Raw genomic sequence first — 21,913 nt, 5'->3', positions numbered from 1 at the left:
AAGAGATGTACTTACAAATAACCAACTAATGGCTAATCTGATGCCAAAGTGCAGTTTATTGTGTTTTTATTCATAAATTTTTCACTCTGCTGCCAACACACATAAGAAAAACACAACAATCCAACCCAACCCATTGATAAATAATATCAATAATAATAGTCATTCATGAAATTCAGTCTTGATTTTTTGTAGCGAAATAGCGCAAAAGCCAGAAATATAACGCTAAGAAATGCGATGCGTGTCGACTTTTCATCTAAAAATACGATATAACCCCGATAGACCGCAAAAAATGACGTTATTATTGCGTTAAATACTACGCTAACGAGTGTTAACCCTGATAATCGGCCGCAGTGCCAAAGGGGGGAGCATTCGATGATGGTTTATTCGCCCGATTTTAACGGCGATTCTATGGGAAGACTTTATGCAAACCTCTGTTAACTCCGAAGGCGGCCGCACGTTCTTTGGCCATCCTTATCCACTTAGCGGCCTGTTTCTTTCTGAAATGTGGGAGCGTTTCTCGTTCTACGGCATCCGCCCACTGTTAATTCTGTTTATGGCGGCCACCGTTTTTGACGGCGGTATGGGCCTGCCCCGTGAGCAAGCCTCTGCTATCGTTGGGATTTTTGCCGGTAGCATGTATCTGGCAGCCTTACCCGGCGGCTGGCTGGCTGATAACTGGCTCGGTCAACAACGTGCTGTTTGGTATGGTTCTATCCTGATTGCACTGGGCCATCTATCAATTGCACTATCAGCGTTCTTCGGCAACAACCTGTTCTTTATCGGTTTAGTGTTTATCGTGCTGGGTACCGGTCTGTTCAAGACCTGCATCTCCGTCATGGTCGGCACACTGTATAAGCCAGGTGATGCCCGCCGCGACGGTGGTTTCTCACTGTTCTATATGGGTATCAATATGGGGTCATTTATCGCGCCGCTGCTTTCCGGTTGGTTGCTGCGATCCCATGGCTGGCACTGGGGTTTTGGTATCGGCGGTATTGGTATGCTGGTCGCACTGGTTATTTTCCGTGGTTTTGCTATCCCAGCGATGAAACGCTATGACGCAGAGGTTGGGCTAGACTCAAGCTGGAATAAACCGACCAATCAGCGTCAAGGGGTTGGCAAGTGGGTTGCAGGTATTATGGTGCTAGTGGCGGTGCTGATTACCCTGATATCACAAGGGGTTATCCCGATAAACCCAGTATTGATCGCCAGCTTATTGGTCTATGTTATTGCGGCCTCAGTAACACTCTATTTCGTTTATCTGTTTGCCTTTGCCAATATGAGCCGTAAAGATCGCGCTCGCCTATTGGTGTGCTTCATTCTGTTAGTGTCTGCGGCGTTCTTCTGGTCAGCCTTCGAGCAGAAACCAACCTCATTCAATCTGTTTGCCAATGATTACACTAACCGTATGTTTATGGGCTTTGAGATCCCAACGGTCTGGTTCCAGTCAATCAATGCGCTGTTTATTATTCTGTTGGCGCCGGTATTCAGTTGGGGCTGGCCTGCATTGGCGAAGAAGAAAATTCAACCCAGCAGTATCACCAAATTTGTCATTGGTATCTTATGCGCGGCGGCTGGTTTCGCCGTGATGATGTATGCCGCACAGCATGTGCTTAGCAGTGGTGGTGCCGGTGTTTCGCCGCTGTGGCTAGTAATGAGTATCTTGCTGCTGACGCTGGGTGAACTGTGCCTTAGCCCGATCGGTTTAGCGACCATGACCTTACTGGCACCAGACAGAATGCGCGGCCAGGTGATGGGCTTGTGGTTCTGCGCCAGTTCTCTGGGTAATCTGGCCGCAGGCCTGATTGGTGGACACGTTAAAGCGGACCAGCTTGATATGCTGCCGACGCTGTTCGCCCGTTGCTCAATAGCATTGGTTATCTGTGCGGCAGTGCTGATATTACTTATCGTGCCTATTCGCCGGCTGATGAATAATACTCAGGGCCAACAAGCGGCCTGATGCCTGTACTGCAACCCCTGCTCACGCAAACCCGCCTGGTGGCGGGTTTTGTTCTACAACTGCCATTCCTGTTGCTGTAACACCACACGATAACCATCGCTATCTTCGAACGTTTTGCCGCTGACATCCCAATAAGGATTATAAGACGTGACCTCGCGAAAACCTGCCGCCGCCATCTGCTGGCACTGCACAACCCATTGCGCTTCATCTGGTATATAAAATACTAATAAGTTGTCCTGCGTCGGTGCCGCCCCTACCCGAACACCACGATGATGAGTAAACTCTAAATGATAAGTGTGATGTGGATGTCCGAGAATAACACCGTCAAATCCCTGATGATCAGCAAAATGGCCCAGTTGGTTAAAGCCTAGCCCGCGGCAGTACATCTCACTGATTAACTTAAGATTATCTGTGGGTCTGGCAACACGCATTATCGAGGTTTTCGGTAATACTGACGGCGGTTTACTTACGTGGGTATCGGGTAACCTCACTGCTTTTGATGGCATCGACTCTCTCCTGATAACACATTTGAACCTAGAGATTAAACATGAAAATAAGACCTGCGCAACCTGCAGACTACCCGGCCATATTAGAGTTGCAGCGACAAAATACCCCAGAAAACTTAAGTCCAGAGCAGCGCCAGCAGGGTTTTATTGTGTCACAAATGGATGAAAAGCAACTGGATTCGATTAATCAGGATTTGGGGGTTCTGGTTGCAGTTGATGATGGGCTAATCGCCGGCTTTGTCTGTTTGGCCCACACGCATAAACAACCACGACCACCGGTGGTTGATGCCATGCTGGAAGCCATGAGCCATCAACAGTATCAAGGCCAGCCATTAGCACAATTACGGGTATTTCTGTACGGGCCGGTATGTATTGATAGCCGCTGGCGTGGCAACGGGGTATTGAGTCAACTGTTTGCCGCCGTTAAAAACCATACCCGCAATGACTTTGATGTGGGGGCTGCATTTGTTAACAACGACAATCCACACTCATTAGCAGCCCATGTCAAAGGGTTACATATGACGCCGATAACTGAATTCATTTGCCAGCAACAACACTACCAACTGCTGATTTTTGCTACCAGCGCATGATGTTACTCATAGGGGCCATGACGTGCATCAATTGGTAGCATGAAGGTATCAACGATCATTGATAGAGGAACGTCTATCACCGTGACATATTTCCATGGCCCCTCACGCATATCCCATTGCACGCCTGGATAGTATTGGTGCCCATGGCCCTGCCCCGGCACCGTACGGCTGATAATGCTGCCACAGCCGGATAACAGCATAATACCGATCCCCAGCATAACCATGCGGGCCATGCTAATAGCACGATAAGTCAGTTTAACGATAGCGGTCACACAGTTACTCTTCAGGTTCAGCGCGATGCACAGCTTATCATAACGCTACATAAACAACGGTTAGGGCTCAGTCTGGATAATGTTAAGAATAGAGGGTGTTAAAGCGCCATTCAGTATTAGCTAATACGTTATCACCTTTCAGACCGTGCTTATGGCAATAAAAAAACGGGCAATACATAATGTACGCCCGTTTTTACTCAATATTACCGTTACTTCATATCACGGTTACTTCGCTGCTGGAAACGCCTTCATATTATGCGCGAGTTGGCGATAATATCCGTTCCAAATCTGATACTGCTCCGGTTGCTGCCAGACTTGCTGGTGCAAACGCGAAATCAACACCGGATCGCTAAGTAATTCCAGACGCTGTAATTTAGCCAATTTATCTGGCCCGGCTTCCAACGCCAGTGCTAGCCGTTCGGCACGCACTTGCTCGATAATCGCGCGGGTATGATGGCGAGCTGTCGCCATCGCACTGGCCAGCGCGTTATACGATGGGTTCATCACCGCATGCAAGAAACCATTACTGAGCGCCCGCTGATGGTTAAGCTCCAGGTACTCTTCCGTTGCCAACAATTCCCGTGGCGGATTGTACTCTTCCGGGATCAGGAACAATTTAGCCCGCTTACTGGCCATCCCCAATGTCCGGCGGCTGGAAACCACCGAGACCACCGGTGACAGTATCAACGAAAATACAATCGGAGATAACCACCACAAGAAGCGCAGATCCAGCCAGGCCACGCCACCGGCCCAAACCAGCCCCAGTAACAATTGTGAACCGTGACGAACCATAGCTTCACTCCACGGCGTGGCATCATCATCACGTTGTGGTGAGTTCCACTGCACAGACCAACCGAGGAAGGCGCTAACCACAAACACGGTATGGAACAGCATACGCACCGGGGCCAGTAACACGGAGAACAACATTTCAGCCAGCATCGACAGCAATAGACGCAGCGCCCCACCGTACTCTTTCGCCCCTTTTGCCCAGATCAAAATAATACTGAGCAATTTTGGCAAGAACAGTAATACCAAGGTGGTGGAGAACAAACCAATTGCCAGTTCGGGCCGCCACTGGGGCCAGACCGGGAACAATTGGCGCGGTTGCAGGAAATACTGCGGTTCCATCAGGGTATGCACTGCCTGCAAAGCAGTACACAACACCAGGAACATAAACCACAACGGCGCAGACAGATATGACATCACCCCCGTGAGGAACACAGCCCGGTGAACCGGATGCATGCCCTTAACCAGGAACAACCTGAAATTCATCAGATTCCCATGACACCAACGGCGGTCTCGTTTTAGCTCATCCAACAAATTAGGTGGCAGCTCTTCATAACTACCCGGCAAATCATAGGCAATCCACACGCCCCAACCGGCACGGCGCATTAATGCCGCTTCCACAAAGTCATGCGACAGAATAGAGCCGGCGAACGAACCTTCACCAGGCAACGGTGCCAGTGCACAATGCTCGATAAAGGGCTTAACCCGAATAATCGCATTGTGACCCCAGTAATGGGACTCGCCTAACTGCCAGTAATGTAAACCAGCCGTAAACAGCGGACCATAGACCCGCGTGGCAAATTGCTGGATACGGGCATATAACGTGTCCATCCCTGAGGCTTTCGGCGCAGATTGAATAATCCCGGCATTTGGATTGGCTTCCATCAACCGCACCAATCCAGTCAAACACTCACCGCTCATCACGCTATCGGCATCCAGAATCACCATATAGCTGTACTGGCTGCCCCAACGGCGGCAGAAGTCATCGATATTACCGCTTTTGCGTTTAACCCGGCGGCGGCGGCGGCGGTAGAAGATGCGCCCATGCCCATCGACATCACGACACAGCTCCAGCCAGGCTTTCTGCTCTGCCACACAGATATCGGGGTCATAACTGTCACTCAGCACATAAATATCGAAGTGTTCGAGTTGACCCGTGGCAGCGACCGACTCATAAGTAGCACGTAACCCCGCAAATACCCGCTCTACGTCCTCATTACAAATTGGCATAATCAGCGCAGTCCGGTGAGCTGGATTTAGTGCCTCATCGCCTTTGATAGTAGAGGATATGCTGTATTTATCTTTACCAATCAGCAATTGCAGGAAGCCCATCAGCGCGGTCCAGAACCCAGCAGAGACCCAACAAAACAGCACGGCGAACAGAATCAAAATGCCGGTTTGTAGCAGGTAAGGCAGCAATTGCATTACCGAAACCTGCCAGTTTTGTTGCCAAATCTCGAAAGGATCGATTAACGCCCAGCCCTGGTAAGGCAGAATGGTCTTCATATAACTGGTCGCAATGGTGGTTTGCAACACAATCAGTATCAGCAAAATATAGCGGCGTAAGGAACCTACGCTGCGCCATTTCTTCTCGGCAAGAGCTTGTTCATGGGTTTGCGCCCGTGACACAGTGCTGCGCCCCAATAATGAATCCCAAAAACGCCCCACCGGATTGGTCCGCCATGCCTGCGGGGCCATACTGGTGCGTTTGATGGGCGGCATAGCACTAATGACCGTGCGCCCTTCGCAATCTGGCTCCAGTTGTTTCCCTCTCACCAAGGCATCCGGCCACGCCGCACGCAAACGCGCATTGACTGATGCCAACGCACTGTCTTCCTGGCTAAAAACCCCCTCTTGTGGCGCACTGGCCGCCAGTTGCTGATGTAAATGCGGCATCGCGTCAGGAGTGCTATCGAGTAATACATCTTCAGGTAGAGCATCACGCAGCGCCCCTTGCTGCTGAGCAGTCAGGGGCAAGTCCGCAATATAATCCTGTACAGGAGATTGATTTGACTTATTCATCGGCAGGTAGCTGATAGCTCCAGGTTTCAGTCAGGGTTTTATCACCGTTAACCAGCGCAGCGCGCATTTCTATCGGTTTTTTTGCGTCCTTAACTTTCAGCCGCAATGTTAAACGCCAGCCTTTAGTCACTGGGTTGTAGCGCACACTGTTTTCGATCAATTCACCGTTATCGTTGATACTGACCTGCGAAGCTAACGGTGTATTTTCATCAAGTGATTTCAGCACCGGACCGACAAAATCAACCAGGAACGCGACACTGCCATCAGGTTGACGAATCAGATTCGACTGTTTCACATCACCGGTTGAACGCAAGGTCTGTTTGACATAGGCCACGTCCGGCGAATGCAATTTCTCTTCATCGCGCGTGAAGTGCAGGCGGTAATTCAGATCGAGCGATGTTTTTGCATCTGGCAACACATCGGGTGTCCAGAAAGCCACGATATTATCGTTGGTTTCATCCGCAGTTGGGATCTCCACCAGCTCAATTTTACCTTTGCCCCAATCACCACGCGGCTCAACCCAGGCACTCGGACGCAAGTCGTAGCGATCGTCTAAATCCTCATACTGTGAGAATTCACGGCCCCGTTGTAGCAGACCAAATCCTTTAGGATTTTCAACCGTATAGGTACTGACCGACAGGTGTTTTGGATTATTCAGCGGTCGCCAAATCCATTCACCATTACCAGCATGAATAGAAAGACCATTGGAATCATGCAATCCAGGACGATAGTTCAACACCCCTGACGGCTGGCTTGGCCCAAACAGGAACATACTGGTTAATGGTGCAATTCCCAGCGTCTCAACCTTGTCGCGCAGGAAGACTTTGGCCTGTACATCAATAGTGGTGTCGCGCCCCGGATAAATGACAAAACGGTAAGCACCGGTGGCACGAGGAGAATCCAGCAAAGCATAGATAACCAGATGCTTGTCATTGGGTTTAGGCCGCTCAATCCAGAACTCGCGAAAACGCGGGAACTCCTCGCCAGAGGCCAATGCCGTATCAATTGCCAGCCCGCGCGCGGAAAGGCCGTAAACCTGACCTTTACCAATCACACGGAAATAGCTGGCACCGAGCATACTCACGATTTCGTCTTTCTTATCCGCTTTATTGATCGGATAAAGCACTTTAAAACCAGCAAAACCTAAGTTTTTCACTGATTCAGCATCATGCTTGACCGAACCAAAATTAAAATAATCCGGGCTATAACTGATAGGTTTTACACTGGTGGCAGTGACCTCGTTAATCTGCACCGGCGTGTCGAAATACATACCCTGATGATAAAATTCTAACTTAAAGGGCGTATCCAGTTTGCTCCAATACGATTTGTCATGGTTAAACTGAATCTGCTGATAATCAGCAAATTTCATGTCACGAAATTGCGATGGAAGATTGCTTTTTGGTGCCTCGAAGCTTTTACCTGCCAATGTCTGTGCCTGTTTAGCCACATCATCTAACGAGAAAGCCATTGCCTGAGAAGTGAATAATGACAGCAAGAGAGTGACCCCCAGCCATCTAACGCTGTTCGCGCGTGACCCTTTAGACATTCTATTAATGTTTGACAAAATATTAACTCGCACATCTCCCCCTGTTCGGGTGCTTAAATCATAACAGCCAAATTATTGACGATTTATTCCGCATACCGTGCTGATAAACTCAGGTTAGCGTAAACGCCTGAGTTATGCTGACGATTGACGGTTTAAACCGGTGGCTAAGCCACCAGACTATCTTGCCTGGCTAAAATACGCTATGGAAAATTATTAACCCTTATAGTAGTGTTTCTCGCCTTAGTGATCCATTGAATAACGTATATTGTTATCAATAAACGTTTACTATAAAAACAACTCCATGGGTAGAACCGGCGCGTTATTCTAATTTCGATAACAAATAGTGAATAAGTATGAAAAAAAATACTAACCAACGGGAGTACTTTCTAGACGCTATCCGCGCCTATTTGATGTTACTCGGCATTCCTTTTCATCTTTCTCTTATATACTCCAGTCATCATTGGGCGGTGAACAGTACGCATCCTTCACAAGTATTTACCTTGCTAAATGATTTCATTCACGCCTTTCGCATGCAGGTATTCTTTGTTATTTCCGGTTATTTTTCATTCATGTTATATCAGCGCTATGAGCGCCAGCGCTGGCTTAAGGTCCGCCTGGAGCGGGTGGTTATTCCTTTACTGGCGGCCATCCCATTAATAACATTGCCACAATTTTATCTACTCAAAAATTATACTGCTAAATTACAAGATTGGAATTCATTTACAATTTATCAAAAAATAAATATTGCTATTTGGGAAGTTGTTTCACACTTATGGTTTTTGTTAACTCTCGCGCTGCTGACGACACTCTGTTTTTATCTATTCAAGGAAATCAAGAATAACTCACAGTCAGTTCCCCGGTTGATAAAAGGAATGAATAATATAGGAAAAGTCTCACTATCCTTGTTTGGCTTTGTATTAATCTACGCAATTATTCGTAGAATAATATTTCTCCTTAACCCTGAAATACTCTTTAATAGCATCTTCAATTTCTTCGTTATGGAGACGTTGTTTTATCTGCCGTTCTTTCTATTGGGCGCTTACAGCTTTATCTATCCGCCACTTAAACAGGTATTTCTTACCTTTTCACCCGGTGCATTTTTAGCCTCCGTGCTATTATTTATCGCATATGTAGTAAACCAACATATTAATACTGCTGCATTTTTTTCCTTTGAATTGGATCTTATCATCAAGGCATTGATGGGGGTCACCATGATCAATGTGGTCTACTCGCTTGGGCATCGGTTACTCAATTATCCCTCATCACGTATCACCTATCTGGTTAATGCCTCACTTTTCATCTATCTGGTGCATCATCCGCTGACCTTAATTTATGGTGCATTCATTACGCCGCAAATTGACAACAATGCCCTTGGTTTCGTGTTGGGTATGGCATTTGTTTGCTTGATTTCATTTATGTTGTATGAGGTTCATCGTCGAATTCCGCTGCTGAAATTCTTATTTTCTGGTAAACCACAGCAGCAAACAGTGCAATCAAATTATTACTCAAGCGAATAATGTTATTGCTAAGCGATATGAATATCGACATACCGCTTAAGCGATAAAACGGCTACACTGTGAAACCATCATGTAGATGGCGGGATGGCTAATGCCTCACTGCGTGCTCTGCTTTCAGAGCAACTATCCTGTTGATTCCTTATCAGGATTTGTTTCACTTGCAGTGACAACAAAAAGAGGAATTGTGATGAAAAAGCAAGAATCTACTGAGAATAATCCCACGTCGGATGCTGCCGCAGTCACCGAGTTTGCTACCTTGTTTGCTTTGGTTAGCCGCCTGAGCGGAGCACTGGACAGCGCGATCACCGGAAAAGATCGCAGCGTATTAATTAATGAGCTTTCACAGTTTTCTGTCGATAATCTTCCTGAACAGGAAAAAGCACCGACAGCAGAAGCGCTGAGAAGGGCTCTGGCAGCACTTAACCGCGATTAGTTTTACGAACCAACGCTCACCCTTGATTCCCCTCTGGGCAATTAAAGGTGAGCGACCTATCTTTTATCCTCATGATTTTAATCGCTATATAGGCGCAATATCCTTGGTGCGTAGCGCAACTGCAAACATCCACATCCCGATAAACTTACACAAATCAATGATTCAAGTGAGTAAATGCCACCAAGCCATGGTTCAAAAGAAATACCGATTTAACACCTTGAATTAGGTCATCTCTTCGCATCAGATGAGACAAATCTGTGTATAATAATTTTATTATAACCTTGGCTTGTTATTCCTTTATTTTCGCATTAAATCAGGAGACCTCCCACCTTGGATGCCATCGCAATTAACAGCCTTTTTTTGATCGGTGCAGTGCTGGTGGGAGCCAGTATTTTACTCAGTTCATTATCTTCCCGGCTTGGCATCCCAATTTTGGTTATCTTTCTAGCCATAGGTATGTTGGCAGGCACAGACGGTATTGGTGGGATTGCTTTCGATAACTACCCGGCGGCGTATCTGGTCAGTAACCTGGCGTTAGCCGTGATCCTGCTAGACGGCGGGATGCGCACCCGAGCCTCATCGTTCCGCGTTGCTTTGTGGCCTGCGCTCTCTTTGGCAACCGTCGGCGTCGTAATCACCGCGGGCCTGACAGGCATGGCCGCCGCCTGGTTGTTTGATTTAGATATTATTCAGGGGTTGCTCATTGGCGCAATTATCGGCTCAACCGATGCCGCCGCGGTATTCTCTCTGCTCGGCGGCAAAGGTCTAAACGAACGCGTCAGTGCCACGTTGGAGATCGAATCAGGTAGCAATGACCCCATGGCGGTGTTTTTGACTGTTACCTTGATTGCCATGATCTCCGCAGGCGAAACGGGTCTCAGTTGGATGTTCCTGGTGCATTTGATTCAACAGTTTGGTCTGGGAATTATCATCGGATTAGGCGGTGGCAGTTTACTGCTGCTGCTCATTAACCGAATAGAACTGGCGAATGGTTTATATCCCTTGCTCGCAGTCAGTGGTGGGATTCTGGTTTTCTCATTGGCAACAGCCATGAACGGAAGCGGTATTCTGGCTGTTTATCTCTGCGGGTTGTTACTGGGTAACCGCCCTATCCGTAACCGATCCGGCATATTACAAACTTTCGATGGACTGGCGTGGCTAAGCCAAATTGGGATGTTCCTGGTATTGGGCCTGTTACTCAATCCAAGTGATCTGTTGCCGATAGCGATTCCGGCCCTGCTCCTCTCATTGTGGATGATTTTGTTCGCTCGGCCGCTGTCGGTGTTCATTGGTTTACTGCCATTTCCAAGCTTTAATCTGCGTGAACGCATCTTTATTTCCTGGGTGGGTTTACGCGGTGCGGTGCCGGTTATTCTGGCCGTGTTCCCGATGATGGCGGGCATTCCCAATGCGAACCTATTTTTCAATGTAGCCTTTTTTGTTGTGTTGGTATCACTGCTGCTACAAGGCACCAGCCTGTCATTTGCCGCACGTAAAACCAAACTGGTGGTTCCCCCTGCATTGGCACCGGTTTCGCGCATTGGTTTAGATATTGATATGAACAACCAGTGGGAGCAGTTCATTTACCAGTTGAGTTGTGATAAGTGGTGTATCGGTGCCGCGCTGCGTGATTTAAAAATGCCGAAAGGAACGCGTATTGCAGCATTATTTCGTGGGAAAGACCTATTGCACCCTACTGGTAGTACCCGTCTAAAAGAAGGTGATATCTTGTGTGTTATCGGTCAGGAGCATGACTTGCCCGCGTTAGGGAAACTGTTTAGCCAGTCCCCTAATATCCAACTGGACGAACGCTTCTTTGGTGACTTTATCCTGGATGCGGATGCCAAGCTCCACGATATCTCTCAGATTTATGGTCTTAATCTGGAACCCGGTATCGACAAACAGCAAACATTGGGTCAGTTCGTGCTCTACTTATTTGGTGGGGAGCCGGTTATCGGCGATCAGATTGAGTGGGATGGCTTGACCTGGACGATTGCCGAAATGGAGTCAGATCGGGTAAGTCGGGTCGGGGTTAAAATTGTTACCAATAAAGCCTAATGTTGCTATGGGTGAGGATGATACCGTATAGCGGGAACGCAATGGAATTGTCTATTTATAACCATCTGATAGTATAAATTTTATGAACCTAGCGCCTTCTGATTGGGATAACCAGCGTACATTTTTGGCCGTTATGCGTGAAGGCAGTTTATCTGCCGCGGCACGGAGCCTGAATGTTTCGCAACCGACAACCCGCCGACACATTGAGTCGTTGGAACAAAGTCTTGGGCAAAAATTGTTTATTCGCACGCCCAGCGGATTAATCCCAACAGAAACAGCTCAAATCCTATTGCCCCATGTAGTGGAAATGGCCGCCGCTGCCGAAGCCTTAGTGCGAGCCGCCTCTGCCAATATTGGATCAGCCAAAGGCACTGTGCGCATTGCCACCAGCGAGTTACTTGGTGTTGAGATCCTGCCACAACGCTTGGAGCCTCTGCGCCTGCACTATCCTGACCTGCTATTGGAATTAAGTCTAAGCAGCAAAATAGAAGGATTACCCGGCCTGGAGGCCGATATTGCAATACGAACCTTACGGCCTAAAGCATTGCCAGTTAGTGCACAAAGAGCCGGTTATTGCGAGGTCGGGTTATATGCCACTGAAGATTACCTTACGCGCTATGGAATACCGCACAGCATCGGGGCATTAGCACTTCACGCGTTGATCGGCCCTGATCGTAATCCCCATGATATCGAGGTTTTTTGTGAGCAGGGAATGGATTTTGCACCGCATCAATACCGCTTACGCACTGACAGCCATTTGGCCCAATTGGCGGCAATACGCAGCGGTTTGGGTATCGGTGCCTGCCATGAACCCATAGCGCGTCAATCTGGGTTGGTGCGGGTGTTAGCACAAGAATTCTCGTATCCATTGGAATTTTGGGTAGTGATGCATGAAGATTTGCGCAATATCCCGGAAGTTCGCGTCGTGTTCGATCATTTACTCAATACACTGCGCCAATATCTGGCTGAGTAATGTCTCCCGTTCTGATCAGCCACGTGGTTATATTAGCCATAATCTTTAATGTCCGATTAGGGCTAATACATCCCTCATATTAATAACTTTGCTTTATTGTCGCTTTACTCTGCTTTATCCGATTAACCAGGATGATCCCAACGCAAACCAATACCAACGCGAGGGCATTTTTCCATTCTAAAATACTCTCATTGAGGAAAATGGCGGAAAGAACCGCACCTGAGACTGGGATAAGAAAATTGAACGGGGCAACCATACCGACCCGATTATATTTGAGTAACAAGCTCCAGAGTGCAAAAGCGGCCGATGACAGCAGCACTAAGTAGGCTAATAACAATAAGGCCCGCCAGCCAATATCACTCAAATTGCCACCAAATAGATAACCACCAAGCGTCAGCACTAAACCACCGATGGCAAGTTGGTAACCTGTCATCACCGTGGTATCCATGGTTTGCGAAATACGCTTACCATAAATACTGGCAGCAGAAAGGATGAACGCCGCCAGTACCACACTCCCCTCACCTATCAGTGAAAAATTAAAATCCATCAAGTCGGAGCCAAAATTCACCACCATCACGCCAGCGAATCCCAGTGTGCAGCCAATAATTTTATTAAATGATAACCGATCATTTTTATAAATATAATGCGCCAATATGACACTGAAAAATGTCCCTGTCGCATTCATGATTGAGCCTTTCACCCCAGTGGTATATGCCAGCCCGATGTAGAAAAAAACATACTGTAATGTCGTCTGTGTGAGCCCTAAAATGACAATCTGCCTATATTGGCCCTTTTTAAGGCGGCCAATAGCTTTTCCGCTGGCAATAGCAAAAATGAGTAAGACTAACCCAGCCAATAAAAAACGATAGCCAGCAAACACCATCTTGCTCGGAATATCATCTGGTGCGATATGAAACAGCGCATAGCCATTTTTAATCGCGGGGTAGGCACTGCCCCAAAGAAGGCAACAGAAGGTCGCCACGAGGAAGACAAATTTCTTATTGGTAAAAAGTGCAGGACTGCGGTCCACGTGAACATCCTTTTCAATCAAAAATGAAATGATGTTTCGTTATAACTATTTCCTACTGAAAAGTCCCGTCGGATGTCACTTTTCTCTTAAAAATATCTAGCTTGTGCCTTAGTATCACACCTATTGAACCTTGCCATCAAAAATGAATAACTTGCCTTTTTACTATTTGTAGAATAATTGTTCGGTGATGCTGACATTTGCCTGCTATTCATGGCGTTGCCTAACCTCGTTCAATGTTTGCACTAACGGACAGAGATCGTGTACGATGCTGGTTTGATTAAATAAACGTTGGTTTTCATTATGTTAAAACTATTTAACGTAAACTTTGACAGTATGCCTGAAAGAAAGTTAGACGAGATCTTCACGCTTAGAAAAATAACATTTAAAGATCGCTTAGATTGGAAAGTAACCTGTACTGATGGCAGAGAAAGCGACCAATATGACGATGAGAATACAAACTATATATTAGGAATAATAGAAGATACTATTGTTTGCAGTGTCAGATTTATTGAAATGAAATATCCCACAATGGTGACAGGACCATTCGCACCTTATTTTTCCGACATTGACTTACCTGTTGATGGTTTTATAGAATCCAGCCGTTTTTTTGTTGAAAAAAAATTAGCCAGAGACATGGTTGGCAATAATAGCCCTTTGAGCCTACTACTCTTCTTAGCAATGGTTAATTATGCCAGAAGCCGTAATTACAACGGTATACTGACGGTCGTCAGCCGGGGGATGTATATATTACTGAAGCGTTCCGGGTGGAATATTACCGTTTTAAACCAAGGTGAGTCAGAGAAAAACGAGGTTATTTATCTTTTGCATTTGGGTGTCGACATTGATAGCCAAAAACAATTAATAAAGAAGATACGCCGGACGCATCACGTTGAGTCTCATATACTTGAAACCTGGCCACTGGCCGTACCTGGTATAGTTAAATAGGTTTAATTAATTTTAATTCTATGCCAAGCCTTATCGCATGCTTGGCATTTAAAACACCGAGCTTTCTGACGACATTACCGATATGGAACTTAACTGTACTCCTTTTTATTCCTAATATTATGGAAACTTCTGAGTATGTTTTACCAACGCTAGCCCAATATAAAATTTCATTCTCTCTGGGAGAAAAAATTTCCCTCTCACCACCAATTCCATTCAACTCATTGTTTTTATTGTTATTTTTATGGTAAAGACCCAGCATTTTATCATGAGTCAGAATAAGCAACATTTGAATTTTTTCTTTGTTGGTCTCAATAGACTCATCAAACGAAATGCTGTCATCGCTTCCATTGGAAATGTTCAGCGTTGCCATATTATTATTGTTATCATGAAGGACAAATGTATAACCGTTAATAATATTATATTCTCTGGCAAGGTTAAACACGGCTGAGTCGGTTGATTTTATATTAATAACAGAATTATCGTCCCAGGCAAATGGAGCAACTTTATCTTTGGCCGTCAAAATGACTGGATCGATAAGGTGATAGTTGTTTCTTTTATATGTTTGTACCCAATCCATTGGGTAGTTTGAAATAATAGTCGGATGTAATGGTGTTTTCTTATTCATTACCAAATAAGAATATCGGAGGTCGCCATAAGCTTTTATTCTTCTTTGAATATAGTTCTTTATGTCTTCATTAATACTATCATTATCAAAATAATCAATTATCATAACAGACCAAATTTGCTATATGCACTGCGCAACAATACAATTTTATCACATTATTTTCAATAGAAATCAGTGTATAAGATAACCTTACAATGTTCTTAACACACCACTGGCTAGCATTATAATGAACAACAAACCTAGACTAAAGGATAGTTTAGCAAACTAGACTTAAGGTTAGCTATTATTATAGCCCTATGTTTATTAGACTGTTTTTGCTTTAAATAATTAGCTTTAAATATTATAGAACTACTATATTAGCGCACAGACGCTAAGAAAGTCAGTCCCAAAAGAATATATTTTCGCCAACACCAGGGGACTTTTAGTCCCGCAGATCTGTTTTACCCCGCCATCTGGATGCCTTTACATTCAGATGGCTGTAATCTCCTCGTCGCCTTTCTCAGCGTTTAAAAATCAAACAAATAATCAGCCCACTCGGCTAATACTTGCCCCTTGCGATGAATAAATGCCCCCAGACGCAGATAAACATTAACCATATTTATGTAATTTTGATAAACTTGACTTAAGTCATTTCACTAACTCAAATTAATCGTATGATTAATAAACGGTTATAATGTTTTCCCTGGTGTTGGCCGAATTGGCATCCCTTACCAAATGAGATTGGTAAGGGTTTTTTTTGTCTATCATTCAGGTGCGAGTGGTAAATTTAAGACGCCTGCTGCATCCCCGCCTCCCCCGAACTGGTGCAAGGGTACGAATAATCACCGCACGTTCAACCTACTCGACAAGGCGACTAACAATCGCAAAAAATACAGAAGAAGTTAGTCGCGATGCGATTATTAATGGCCTTTATACAAATTATATCCCAACTGCTGAGCCACCGATGCCACCATTTTTTGCCCACGGACGCTATTGCCTACTGGGTCAAGCGGTGGTGAAAATGCCGCAATGCCCATAACACCTGGCACTACCGCCAATATTCCACCACCGACACCGCTTTTCCCTGGTAACCCTACGGTATACGCCCAATCCCCCGAACTGCCGTACATCCCCTCCATGGTCATTTCAGCCAAAATAAACGGCGTATTTGAAGACGTTAGCACCTGCTTTTTGGTCACAGGATTGATGCCCCCTGCCGCAAAGGTTGCCCCCATCGTTGCCAGTTCAATGGTATTGAGTAATGTTGAGCACTGCCGGGTATAGACGTCACAGGCCTCCATGGGATCGCAATACATGGCCTGAGCCGAGTAAAGTAACCAGGCAATGGCCCGGTTGTGAAAATTGGTGGTTTGCTCTGAATGGTTAACTTCATCCGAAAGCGCAATGGGTGCCCCAGCTAACTGCTGTTGAATATCCAGAATACGCGCCCAGCGCTCTTCCCGACTGCTGGCCTTAATTGCACTGACCGTGGACATCGCCCCCGCATTCACCAGCGGTGATAATGGCTTACCGTTATGCAGTTCCAATGCCATCACAGAGTTAAAAGGTAAACCGGTGGGATCTGCACCTATCTTGTCTTGTACTGCCTGTGGGCCAATATCCTCTAACGCCAGAGCTAAAGAGCACACTTTCGAAATTGACTCCAGGGCAAAGCGGAAATCAGCATCACCTTGCGAAATAATATCGCCATCAACAGTGACAATGGCCACCGCAGCCAGTTGACTGGGAACGCTCGCCAGATAGGGAATATAGCTGGCATTCTCCCCTCCGGCGAGTGTGGAATAGCGCGAATAGACATCCTTAACGACTTGATTCAAACGAGCGAGGTCAATAGTCATAAGACTGACTCCAACACTTAATATTATTGAGCAGGGGGGCCGAAGCCACCCTGTATACAGAGAGGAAGGTTGCTAACTTTTTGGTGTACTCGCGCCCGGCGCTTTAATTGCTGCCGCAGCGGTAACATCACTGGTATGTGTCGCCGAGGTGGTCGGGATCCCTGGGTGACCATTTTCCGCTTGCCAGGTAAATGGTGCAAAGTCGCTATTTGCATCACGCCAGTGAGGTTTGCGGACGATATAAATCAAGAATGGCAATATGACAAAGAACAGCGTGGTCGCTATCAGAATACCGACATATTCTGTTGGGCTGCCCACCGAGATTTGGCTGGGTGGAATAAAACTGAATACGAAAGCCAGAATTGAACCAATAAGCCCCGCGCCACCGATGATCCACATACCTATCGCCCCACCGGGGATATGATACGGGCGTGGACGATTCGGTTGGCTGTAACGCAGATAGATAGCGGCGCTGAACATCAGCATGTACATGATGAGATACAAAATAACGGTCAGTTGACTCATTATTTGATACGCAGCCTGCACCGAAGGTAATACCACAAACAGTATCGCCAACAAGGAAACCAGCAGCGCCTGTAGCAGTAGAATATGGGTTGCCATACCATTCTTATTGGTGTGCTGCCACCAACGCGGCAGATAACCGGCTTTAGCCACAACCAATAAACCCGATGACGGCCCAGCAACCCAGGTAACAACACCGGCCAAGACCCCAATTGCCAAGGCAAAAGCAACCACCGGCCCCAACCATTCCAGATGAGCCCACTTGAACATATCGTCGTATGCCACCAACAGGCTTTGCGTCAGGCTAATATCAGATTGCGGAATGATAAAGGCAATCGCCAGCGTCCCTAGGACGAAAATAAGCACCGTCCCCACTGCTGATAACATAATGGCAATGGGGTAATTTCTATTGGGGTTATCGACGTCTTTAACATGGATGGCATTCATCTCCATCCCGGCGTAGAACAGGAAAATACTGGCGGCCAGCACCACGTTATCGAAGTTGGTAAAATCAGGGATCACCTGATCCCAGGCTAATTCTATTTGTGGTGTTCCGCCGCCAATTAAGTAAGCAAAACCCAGCACAATTAAAATAACCGCAGGGATAATAGTACCGATTATACCGCCCCATTTTGAAACCTTGGCGAAAGTCTCCACTCCTTTAAAGGCAATAAAGGTGGCTAGCCAATAAATAAATAGCACTATTCCTAATACAAAGAATTTATTGGCAGACAGGGCCTCGTCCCAGCGCTGTTCCGGGCCGATGAAAGCCAGCGATACTGCGGCAAAGGTCAGTGCAGTTGGGAACCACACTGTTACCTCAATCCACAGCATAAACATGGCAAGAAACGCTAAGCGTGGGCCGAATGCTTCGCCTACCCAGCGAAATACCCCCCCTTTTTCAGGCCAACCGGTGGCTAATTCCGCCGCCACCAGAGAGACAGGAATTAAGAAAAATACAGCGGCAAAGAGATAGTAGAAAATTGAGCTCAAGCCATATTCAGCTTCTGCGGGTAATCCCCTGAGGCTAACAACGGCCACGATATTCATAATGGCCAGTGTCGCGATACCCAGTTTTTTGACAGGAACTGCGGGTTTACCAGTACCGGAGTTATTATTTGACATAATTTATCCACCTTATTTACGGGTATGACGACCCGTAATACTTCAAGCCGCAGGTGTGTTGTCTGCTTTCGTTTCATCCCAAGAACGTAGTTACCGACGTTCCTGGGAATTCACTCAATTATCGCCTTCCTGCAACTCGAATTATTTGGGGTCTAAAGGTTTAGAATCAGAATAAAAACCGCCATCCCGTTTAGGTATGGTTAAAACTATTCTGACTCGCCTCGCCCCCAAGGGATGGATGCTCACTCAGGTATTTCAGTGAGGATTTAAAATCATCGATTAACAACCCTGCGAAATCCATCTCGAATCCGCGACGGCACATGATACGCATGACCACCACATCAGACATCTCCCCATTCAGGGCAAATGCCGGCACTTGCCAGCCACGTAACCTCAAGCGCTCAGAAAGGTCATACAAGGTATATCCCGCTTTCGCCCCTTCTTTGATACGGAAGCAAATGGCAGGAATGCCTTCATACGGGCTACCACTACAATAGAATTCATAAGGCCCCAGTGGAGCAATTTCTTTGGCCAGAAATTCTGCCACCTGATAACAAGCGCTTTGTACCTTGGTATAGCCTTCACGCCCCAAGCGTATGAATTCATAGTATTGGGAAATAACTTGCCCCGCCGGGCGCGAGAAGTTAATGGCAAAAGTGCCAACCTGACCGCCGAGGTAATCGACATTAAAGATCAACTCTTCAGGTAACGCCGCAGCGTCGCGCCAAATAACCCACCCACATCCTAAAGGTGCTAAGCCGAATTTATGCCCGGATGTGCTGATTGATTTAACCCGTGGCAAGCGGAAGTCCCATTCGATATCAGGTGCAACAAACGGCGCTAAAAAGCCCCCACTCGCCGCATCGATATGCATATCAATATCAAGGCCGGTATCCTGTTGCAGTTTATCCAGGGCGTCATGTAAGGGTTTTGGTAACTCATAGTTGCCGGTGTAAGTCACACCGAAAGTGGGGACGACACCGATGGTATTTTCATCGCATGCCTCGATCATCCGCTGTGGATCCATAAACAACTGCCCCGGAACCATAGGGATTTCACGTATTTCGACATCCCAATAACGGGCAAATTTATGCCAGCACACTTGTACCGGGCCACAGACAAAATTAGGCTTATTAGTGGGTTTACCCGCGGCTTCCATTTTTTTGCGCCAGCGCCACTTCATGGCCATGCCGCCGAGCATGCAAGCTTCTGAAGAACCGATGGTATTCGTCCCAACACCTTGCCCACCTTTTGGCGTAGGGGCATTCCACAAGTCGGCCATCATGTTGACACAGCGCATATCTATCGCGGCCGACTGCGGATATTCCTCTTTATCAATCCAGTTTTTATTTATCGAAAGGTCCATCAACTTGTGGACGTTATCGTCATCCCACGTCTGACAGAATGTGGCAAGGTTTTGTCGCGCATTACCATCAAGAAATAGCTCGTCACTAATAATTTGAAAAGCAATATCCTCACGCATTTCCTCTTTAGGGAACACTTTACTTTCAGAGATATTACGGATCGCTTGAGAACCAAAGCGAGAATCTAATAACGTTGAGCGATAATCATCTATCGTCTTTCTACTCATTTTCGACTCCTTCCTAATTGAGATAAACGTTCAATTAAAAACCAGCAAAATCAAGCAATTACATAATTTAAGATTATTATTGAATTTAGTGAACAACAAAGAAATACACATGGTCAGAACATTGTCATGATTTCACTTACTTATAAAAGTTAGCACTGGAAAAAAAATGTGCCATACAAAAATAGGTGTCTTATTAAAAATAACTGTTTACTGACGCTCACTGTGCGGCCTTTTATAAGCGCCGCACAGAACAACAGTAATAAGCCCCCAAAGTTAAAAAACGAAAACTGAAAAGATTAAAGGGCCCGCGAACACGCCATGAAAGCACCAGTACCCGCGCCTAAGGCGCGCAAGTAACCCGAATTGAGGTGAACGTAGTACCGATTGACGCCACCATCCGACTCACGGGACCAAAAGAAGAGGCTGCGCCAATTAGATGTAGAAAAATTCCCCACAGGCCCCCATTCATCCCAGAGTCGTCCATCTGCGGCACGAGTACCGTAGCCGTCTATTGCCGCATTTGTCATTTTTAGATAACTTGGCGTGGCGTACCCCTTTCCTAAACCAGCACAATAACTATCGACCCCCGCCGCATCATTCGTGTTACTGCCGTTATTGACGAACCAGGTTCCGATGGTGAACGCGTATGTCGCTTTAGAGCCGCCGCGTCCATCAGCAATACTGATGTTTACCGTTTGTTTGGATGTAGGTTCGCCGATTAGCGTGACCGTTCCCGTGGCATCTACTGAGACCCACGGTGCCAGCGGATCGCTGGTAAAGCGATAGTTGCTGTTGTCACTGGCACTGCTCCCGTTCATCCAAAATTGGAATGTGGCTCCCTTAAACCCGGTTTGTGGGAATCCTGAGTTCATGGCAAAGCTGGTGCCATTCACACTCACCACCGGAAGCGTTGCAGGCACCGCAACGGTGTAAGTTGCACTGTTAAAGGTGGCAGGGGTATTTTGTTTCGGGACCCCAGTGAGTGACGAAACCGTCACTGGTGCCTTAGCCGATACGGTCAGGCTTTTGCCCAGGAAAGACGTACTGAACGGAGCCGTTAGCTGCGCTTGCGTCAATGCCACATTATTGTATTTCCAGGTCCAGATAACCTCAGAAGTATTAATGGATGTACTTAATCCCGTGTCACCGTCCTTGTCCTGCAATTTCAGACTGGATGCTGAAACCAAAAAATCCGTGGGCTTCTGGAATAAAGATACCGTAGCATTGTTGGCCACTGCGGTGGTACCGTCTGGAAACATCACCAGCAACTGCCCTGTCGCTGTCGGTGCTGTGCCATTTATCGGCCCGGCGCTACGACTCAGTCTGGCCCATGCGGTTGACGTTACACTGCCTGCAATCAGCACCAGGCTGACCACCGAGACGGCAACCTTGCGCCCATATTGCCTTTGTCTGTTTGTCCGCCGGTGCTGCTGATCAGTGTCGGTGTGGTAGGTCTTGTTTCTTATCATTTTATCTTTCCCGGGCCGGTCTGAAATGTGCCAATAACAGTCGCTATCTGAGTGCCCGTATGTAGAGCAGACGTTCAGATAACCCCTGTCGTGTGTAAACGCCGCCGT

The 21,913-nt window shown here is 46.7% G+C and carries 17 protein-coding genes; 7 read left to right on the top strand and 10 right to left on the bottom strand.

Features of this window, described 5'->3' with window-relative positions; all coding sequences use genetic code 11:
* The first annotated feature begins 421 nt into the window (after window positions 1–421).
* Window positions 422–1,957, top strand: a complete 1,536-nt coding sequence (locus tag A6J67_RS12505) for a peptide MFS transporter (protein WP_005183303.1) — start codon at window positions 422–424, stop codon at window positions 1,955–1,957.
* Window positions 1,958–2,010: 53 nt separating this feature from the next.
* Here the strand turns inward: A6J67_RS12505 and A6J67_RS12500 are convergent, their stop codons facing one another.
* Window positions 2,011–2,388: a VOC family protein gene (locus A6J67_RS12500; RefSeq protein WP_371112969.1), complete on the bottom strand. Its 378-nt coding sequence runs from the start codon at window positions 2,386–2,388 to the stop codon at window positions 2,011–2,013.
* Window positions 2,389–2,504: 116 nt separating this feature from the next.
* On the opposite strand from A6J67_RS12500, the gene A6J67_RS12495 reads away from it, so the two are divergent.
* Window positions 2,505–3,053 carry a GNAT family N-acetyltransferase gene (locus A6J67_RS12495; protein WP_032905876.1) on the top strand — a complete coding sequence of 183 codons (549 nt, stop codon included), beginning with the start codon at window positions 2,505–2,507 and terminating at the stop codon, window positions 3,051–3,053.
* A gap of 2 nt (window positions 3,054–3,055) precedes the next feature.
* Here the strand turns inward: A6J67_RS12495 and A6J67_RS12490 are convergent, their stop codons facing one another.
* The 3 genes from A6J67_RS12490 to A6J67_RS12480 all read right to left on the bottom strand — a co-directional run bounded on the left by A6J67_RS12490 (window position 3,056) and on the right by A6J67_RS12480 (window position 7,679).
* On the bottom strand, window positions 3,056–3,286 hold the full coding sequence (locus A6J67_RS12490) for a YceK/YidQ family lipoprotein (protein ID WP_042569983.1): 231 nt from the start codon (window positions 3,284–3,286) through the stop codon (window positions 3,056–3,058).
* Window positions 3,287–3,550: 264 nt separating this feature from the next.
* Entirely contained in the window at window positions 3,551–6,133 is a 2,583-nt protein-coding gene (gene mdoH, locus A6J67_RS12485) for a glucans biosynthesis glucosyltransferase MdoH (protein WP_050297359.1), read from the bottom strand.
* Complete coding sequence (locus A6J67_RS12480) at window positions 6,126–7,679, bottom strand: glucan biosynthesis protein G (RefSeq protein WP_032905908.1); 1,554 nt, start codon at window positions 7,677–7,679, stop codon at window positions 6,126–6,128. The genes mdoH and A6J67_RS12480 overlap by 8 nt, the downstream gene beginning before the upstream one ends.
* 353 nt (window positions 7,680–8,032) lie before the next feature.
* On the opposite strand from A6J67_RS12480, the gene mdoC reads away from it, so the two are divergent.
* The 4 genes from mdoC to A6J67_RS12460 all read left to right on the top strand — a co-directional run bounded on the left by mdoC (window position 8,033) and on the right by A6J67_RS12460 (window position 12,660).
* Complete coding sequence (mdoC, locus tag A6J67_RS12475; protein WP_005183314.1) at window positions 8,033–9,196, top strand: glucans biosynthesis protein MdoC; 1,164 nt, start codon at window positions 8,033–8,035, stop codon at window positions 9,194–9,196.
* A 187-nt stretch (window positions 9,197–9,383) separates the two neighbouring features.
* Window positions 9,384–9,629: a hypothetical protein gene (locus tag A6J67_RS12470; protein ID WP_032905878.1), complete on the top strand. Its 246-nt coding sequence runs from the start codon at window positions 9,384–9,386 to the stop codon at window positions 9,627–9,629.
* 330 nt (window positions 9,630–9,959) lie between these two features.
* The gene (locus A6J67_RS12465; RefSeq protein WP_005183316.1) at window positions 9,960–11,687 is read left to right on the top strand and encodes a potassium/proton antiporter; all 1,728 of its coding nucleotides are present in this window, start codon (window positions 9,960–9,962) and stop codon (window positions 11,685–11,687) included.
* 82 nt (window positions 11,688–11,769) lie between these two features.
* On the top strand, window positions 11,770–12,660 hold the full coding sequence (locus A6J67_RS12460) for a LysR family transcriptional regulator (protein ID WP_042568179.1): 891 nt from the start codon (window positions 11,770–11,772) through the stop codon (window positions 12,658–12,660).
* Window positions 12,661–12,739: 79 nt separating this feature from the next.
* On the opposite strand, the gene A6J67_RS12455 is transcribed toward A6J67_RS12460, so the two are convergent.
* The gene (locus tag A6J67_RS12455) at window positions 12,740–13,690 is read right to left on the bottom strand and encodes a DMT family transporter (protein WP_032905879.1); all 951 of its coding nucleotides are present in this window, start codon (window positions 13,688–13,690) and stop codon (window positions 12,740–12,742) included.
* A gap of 300 nt (window positions 13,691–13,990) precedes the next feature.
* Here A6J67_RS12455 and A6J67_RS12450 point away from each other — a divergent pair, with 300 nt between their 5' ends.
* Window positions 13,991–14,635: an acyl-homoserine-lactone synthase gene (locus tag A6J67_RS12450; RefSeq protein ID WP_032905880.1), complete on the top strand. Its 645-nt coding sequence runs from the start codon at window positions 13,991–13,993 to the stop codon at window positions 14,633–14,635.
* Here A6J67_RS12450 and A6J67_RS12445 read toward each other — a convergent pair.
* The 5 genes from A6J67_RS12445 to A6J67_RS12425 form a co-directional block, all read right to left on the bottom strand.
* Complete coding sequence (locus A6J67_RS12445) at window positions 14,628–15,365, bottom strand: helix-turn-helix transcriptional regulator (protein WP_042568180.1); 738 nt, start codon at window positions 15,363–15,365, stop codon at window positions 14,628–14,630. The two genes, A6J67_RS12450 and A6J67_RS12445, sit on opposite strands and share 8 nt — an antisense overlap.
* 794 nt (window positions 15,366–16,159) lie before the next feature.
* A complete protein-coding gene (gene glsA / locus A6J67_RS12440) occupies window positions 16,160–17,098 on the bottom strand; it encodes a glutaminase A (RefSeq protein WP_042568181.1) in 939 nt (312 codons plus the stop codon).
* A gap of 72 nt (window positions 17,099–17,170) precedes the next feature.
* The gene (gene gadC / locus A6J67_RS12435) at window positions 17,171–18,745 is read right to left on the bottom strand and encodes a putative glutamine/gamma-aminobutyrate antiporter GadC (protein WP_050297358.1); all 1,575 of its coding nucleotides are present in this window, start codon (window positions 18,743–18,745) and stop codon (window positions 17,171–17,173) included.
* Between the two features lie 190 nt (window positions 18,746–18,935).
* Window positions 18,936–20,336: a glutamate decarboxylase gene (locus A6J67_RS12430; RefSeq protein WP_005183332.1), complete on the bottom strand. Its 1,401-nt coding sequence runs from the start codon at window positions 20,334–20,336 to the stop codon at window positions 18,936–18,938.
* Window positions 20,337–20,632: 296 nt separating this feature from the next.
* Window positions 20,633–21,805, bottom strand: coding sequence for a hypothetical protein (locus A6J67_RS12425; RefSeq protein ID WP_074010410.1), 1,173 nt, complete (start codon window positions 21,803–21,805; stop codon window positions 20,633–20,635).
* Window positions 21,806–21,913: the final 108 nt, after the last annotated feature.

This window comes from Yersinia sp. FDAARGOS_228 (assembly GCF_002073315.2).
Taxonomy (GTDB): Bacteria; Pseudomonadota; Gammaproteobacteria; order Enterobacterales; family Enterobacteriaceae; genus Yersinia; species Yersinia intermedia.
Note: the sequence above shows the minus strand (reverse complement) of the source record. Positions and strands in the feature narration are given on the sequence as shown.

What these genes read in the sequence shown, in the direction of transcription:
- A6J67_RS12505 (WP_005183303.1), top strand. Translation starts at nt 422, where the DNA reads ATGCAAACCTCTGTTAACTCCGAAGGCGGCCGCACGTTCTTTGGCCAT.
- A6J67_RS12500 (WP_371112969.1), bottom strand. Translation starts at nt 2,388, where the DNA reads ATGCGTGTTGCCAGACCCACAGATAATCTTAAGTTAATCAGTGAGATG.
- A6J67_RS12495 (WP_032905876.1), top strand. Translation starts at nt 2,505, where the DNA reads ATGAAAATAAGACCTGCGCAACCTGCAGACTACCCGGCCATATTAGAG.
- A6J67_RS12490 (WP_042569983.1), bottom strand. Translation starts at nt 3,286, where the DNA reads ATGGCCCGCATGGTTATGCTGGGGATCGGTATTATGCTGTTATCCGGC.
- mdoH (WP_050297359.1), bottom strand. Translation starts at nt 6,133, where the DNA reads ATGAATAAGTCAAATCAATCTCCTGTACAGGATTATATTGCGGACTTG.
- A6J67_RS12480 (WP_032905908.1), bottom strand. Translation starts at nt 7,679, where the DNA reads ATGTCTAAAGGGTCACGCGCGAACAGCGTTAGATGGCTGGGGGTCACT.
- mdoC (WP_005183314.1), top strand. Translation starts at nt 8,033, where the DNA reads ATGAAAAAAAATACTAACCAACGGGAGTACTTTCTAGACGCTATCCGC.
- A6J67_RS12470 (WP_032905878.1), top strand. Translation starts at nt 9,384, where the DNA reads ATGAAAAAGCAAGAATCTACTGAGAATAATCCCACGTCGGATGCTGCC.
- A6J67_RS12460 (WP_042568179.1), top strand. Translation starts at nt 11,770, where the DNA reads ATGAACCTAGCGCCTTCTGATTGGGATAACCAGCGTACATTTTTGGCC.
- A6J67_RS12450 (WP_032905880.1), top strand. Translation starts at nt 13,991, where the DNA reads ATGTTAAAACTATTTAACGTAAACTTTGACAGTATGCCTGAAAGAAAG.
- A6J67_RS12445 (WP_042568180.1), bottom strand. Translation starts at nt 15,365, where the DNA reads ATGATAATTGATTATTTTGATAATGATAGTATTAATGAAGACATAAAG.
- glsA (WP_042568181.1), bottom strand. Translation starts at nt 17,098, where the DNA reads ATGACTATTGACCTCGCTCGTTTGAATCAAGTCGTTAAGGATGTCTAT.
- gadC (WP_050297358.1), bottom strand. Translation starts at nt 18,745, where the DNA reads ATGTCAAATAATAACTCCGGTACTGGTAAACCCGCAGTTCCTGTCAAA.
- A6J67_RS12430 (WP_005183332.1), bottom strand. Translation starts at nt 20,336, where the DNA reads ATGAGTAGAAAGACGATAGATGATTATCGCTCAACGTTATTAGATTCT.
- A6J67_RS12425 (WP_074010410.1), bottom strand. Translation starts at nt 21,805, where the DNA reads ATGATAAGAAACAAGACCTACCACACCGACACTGATCAGCAGCACCGG.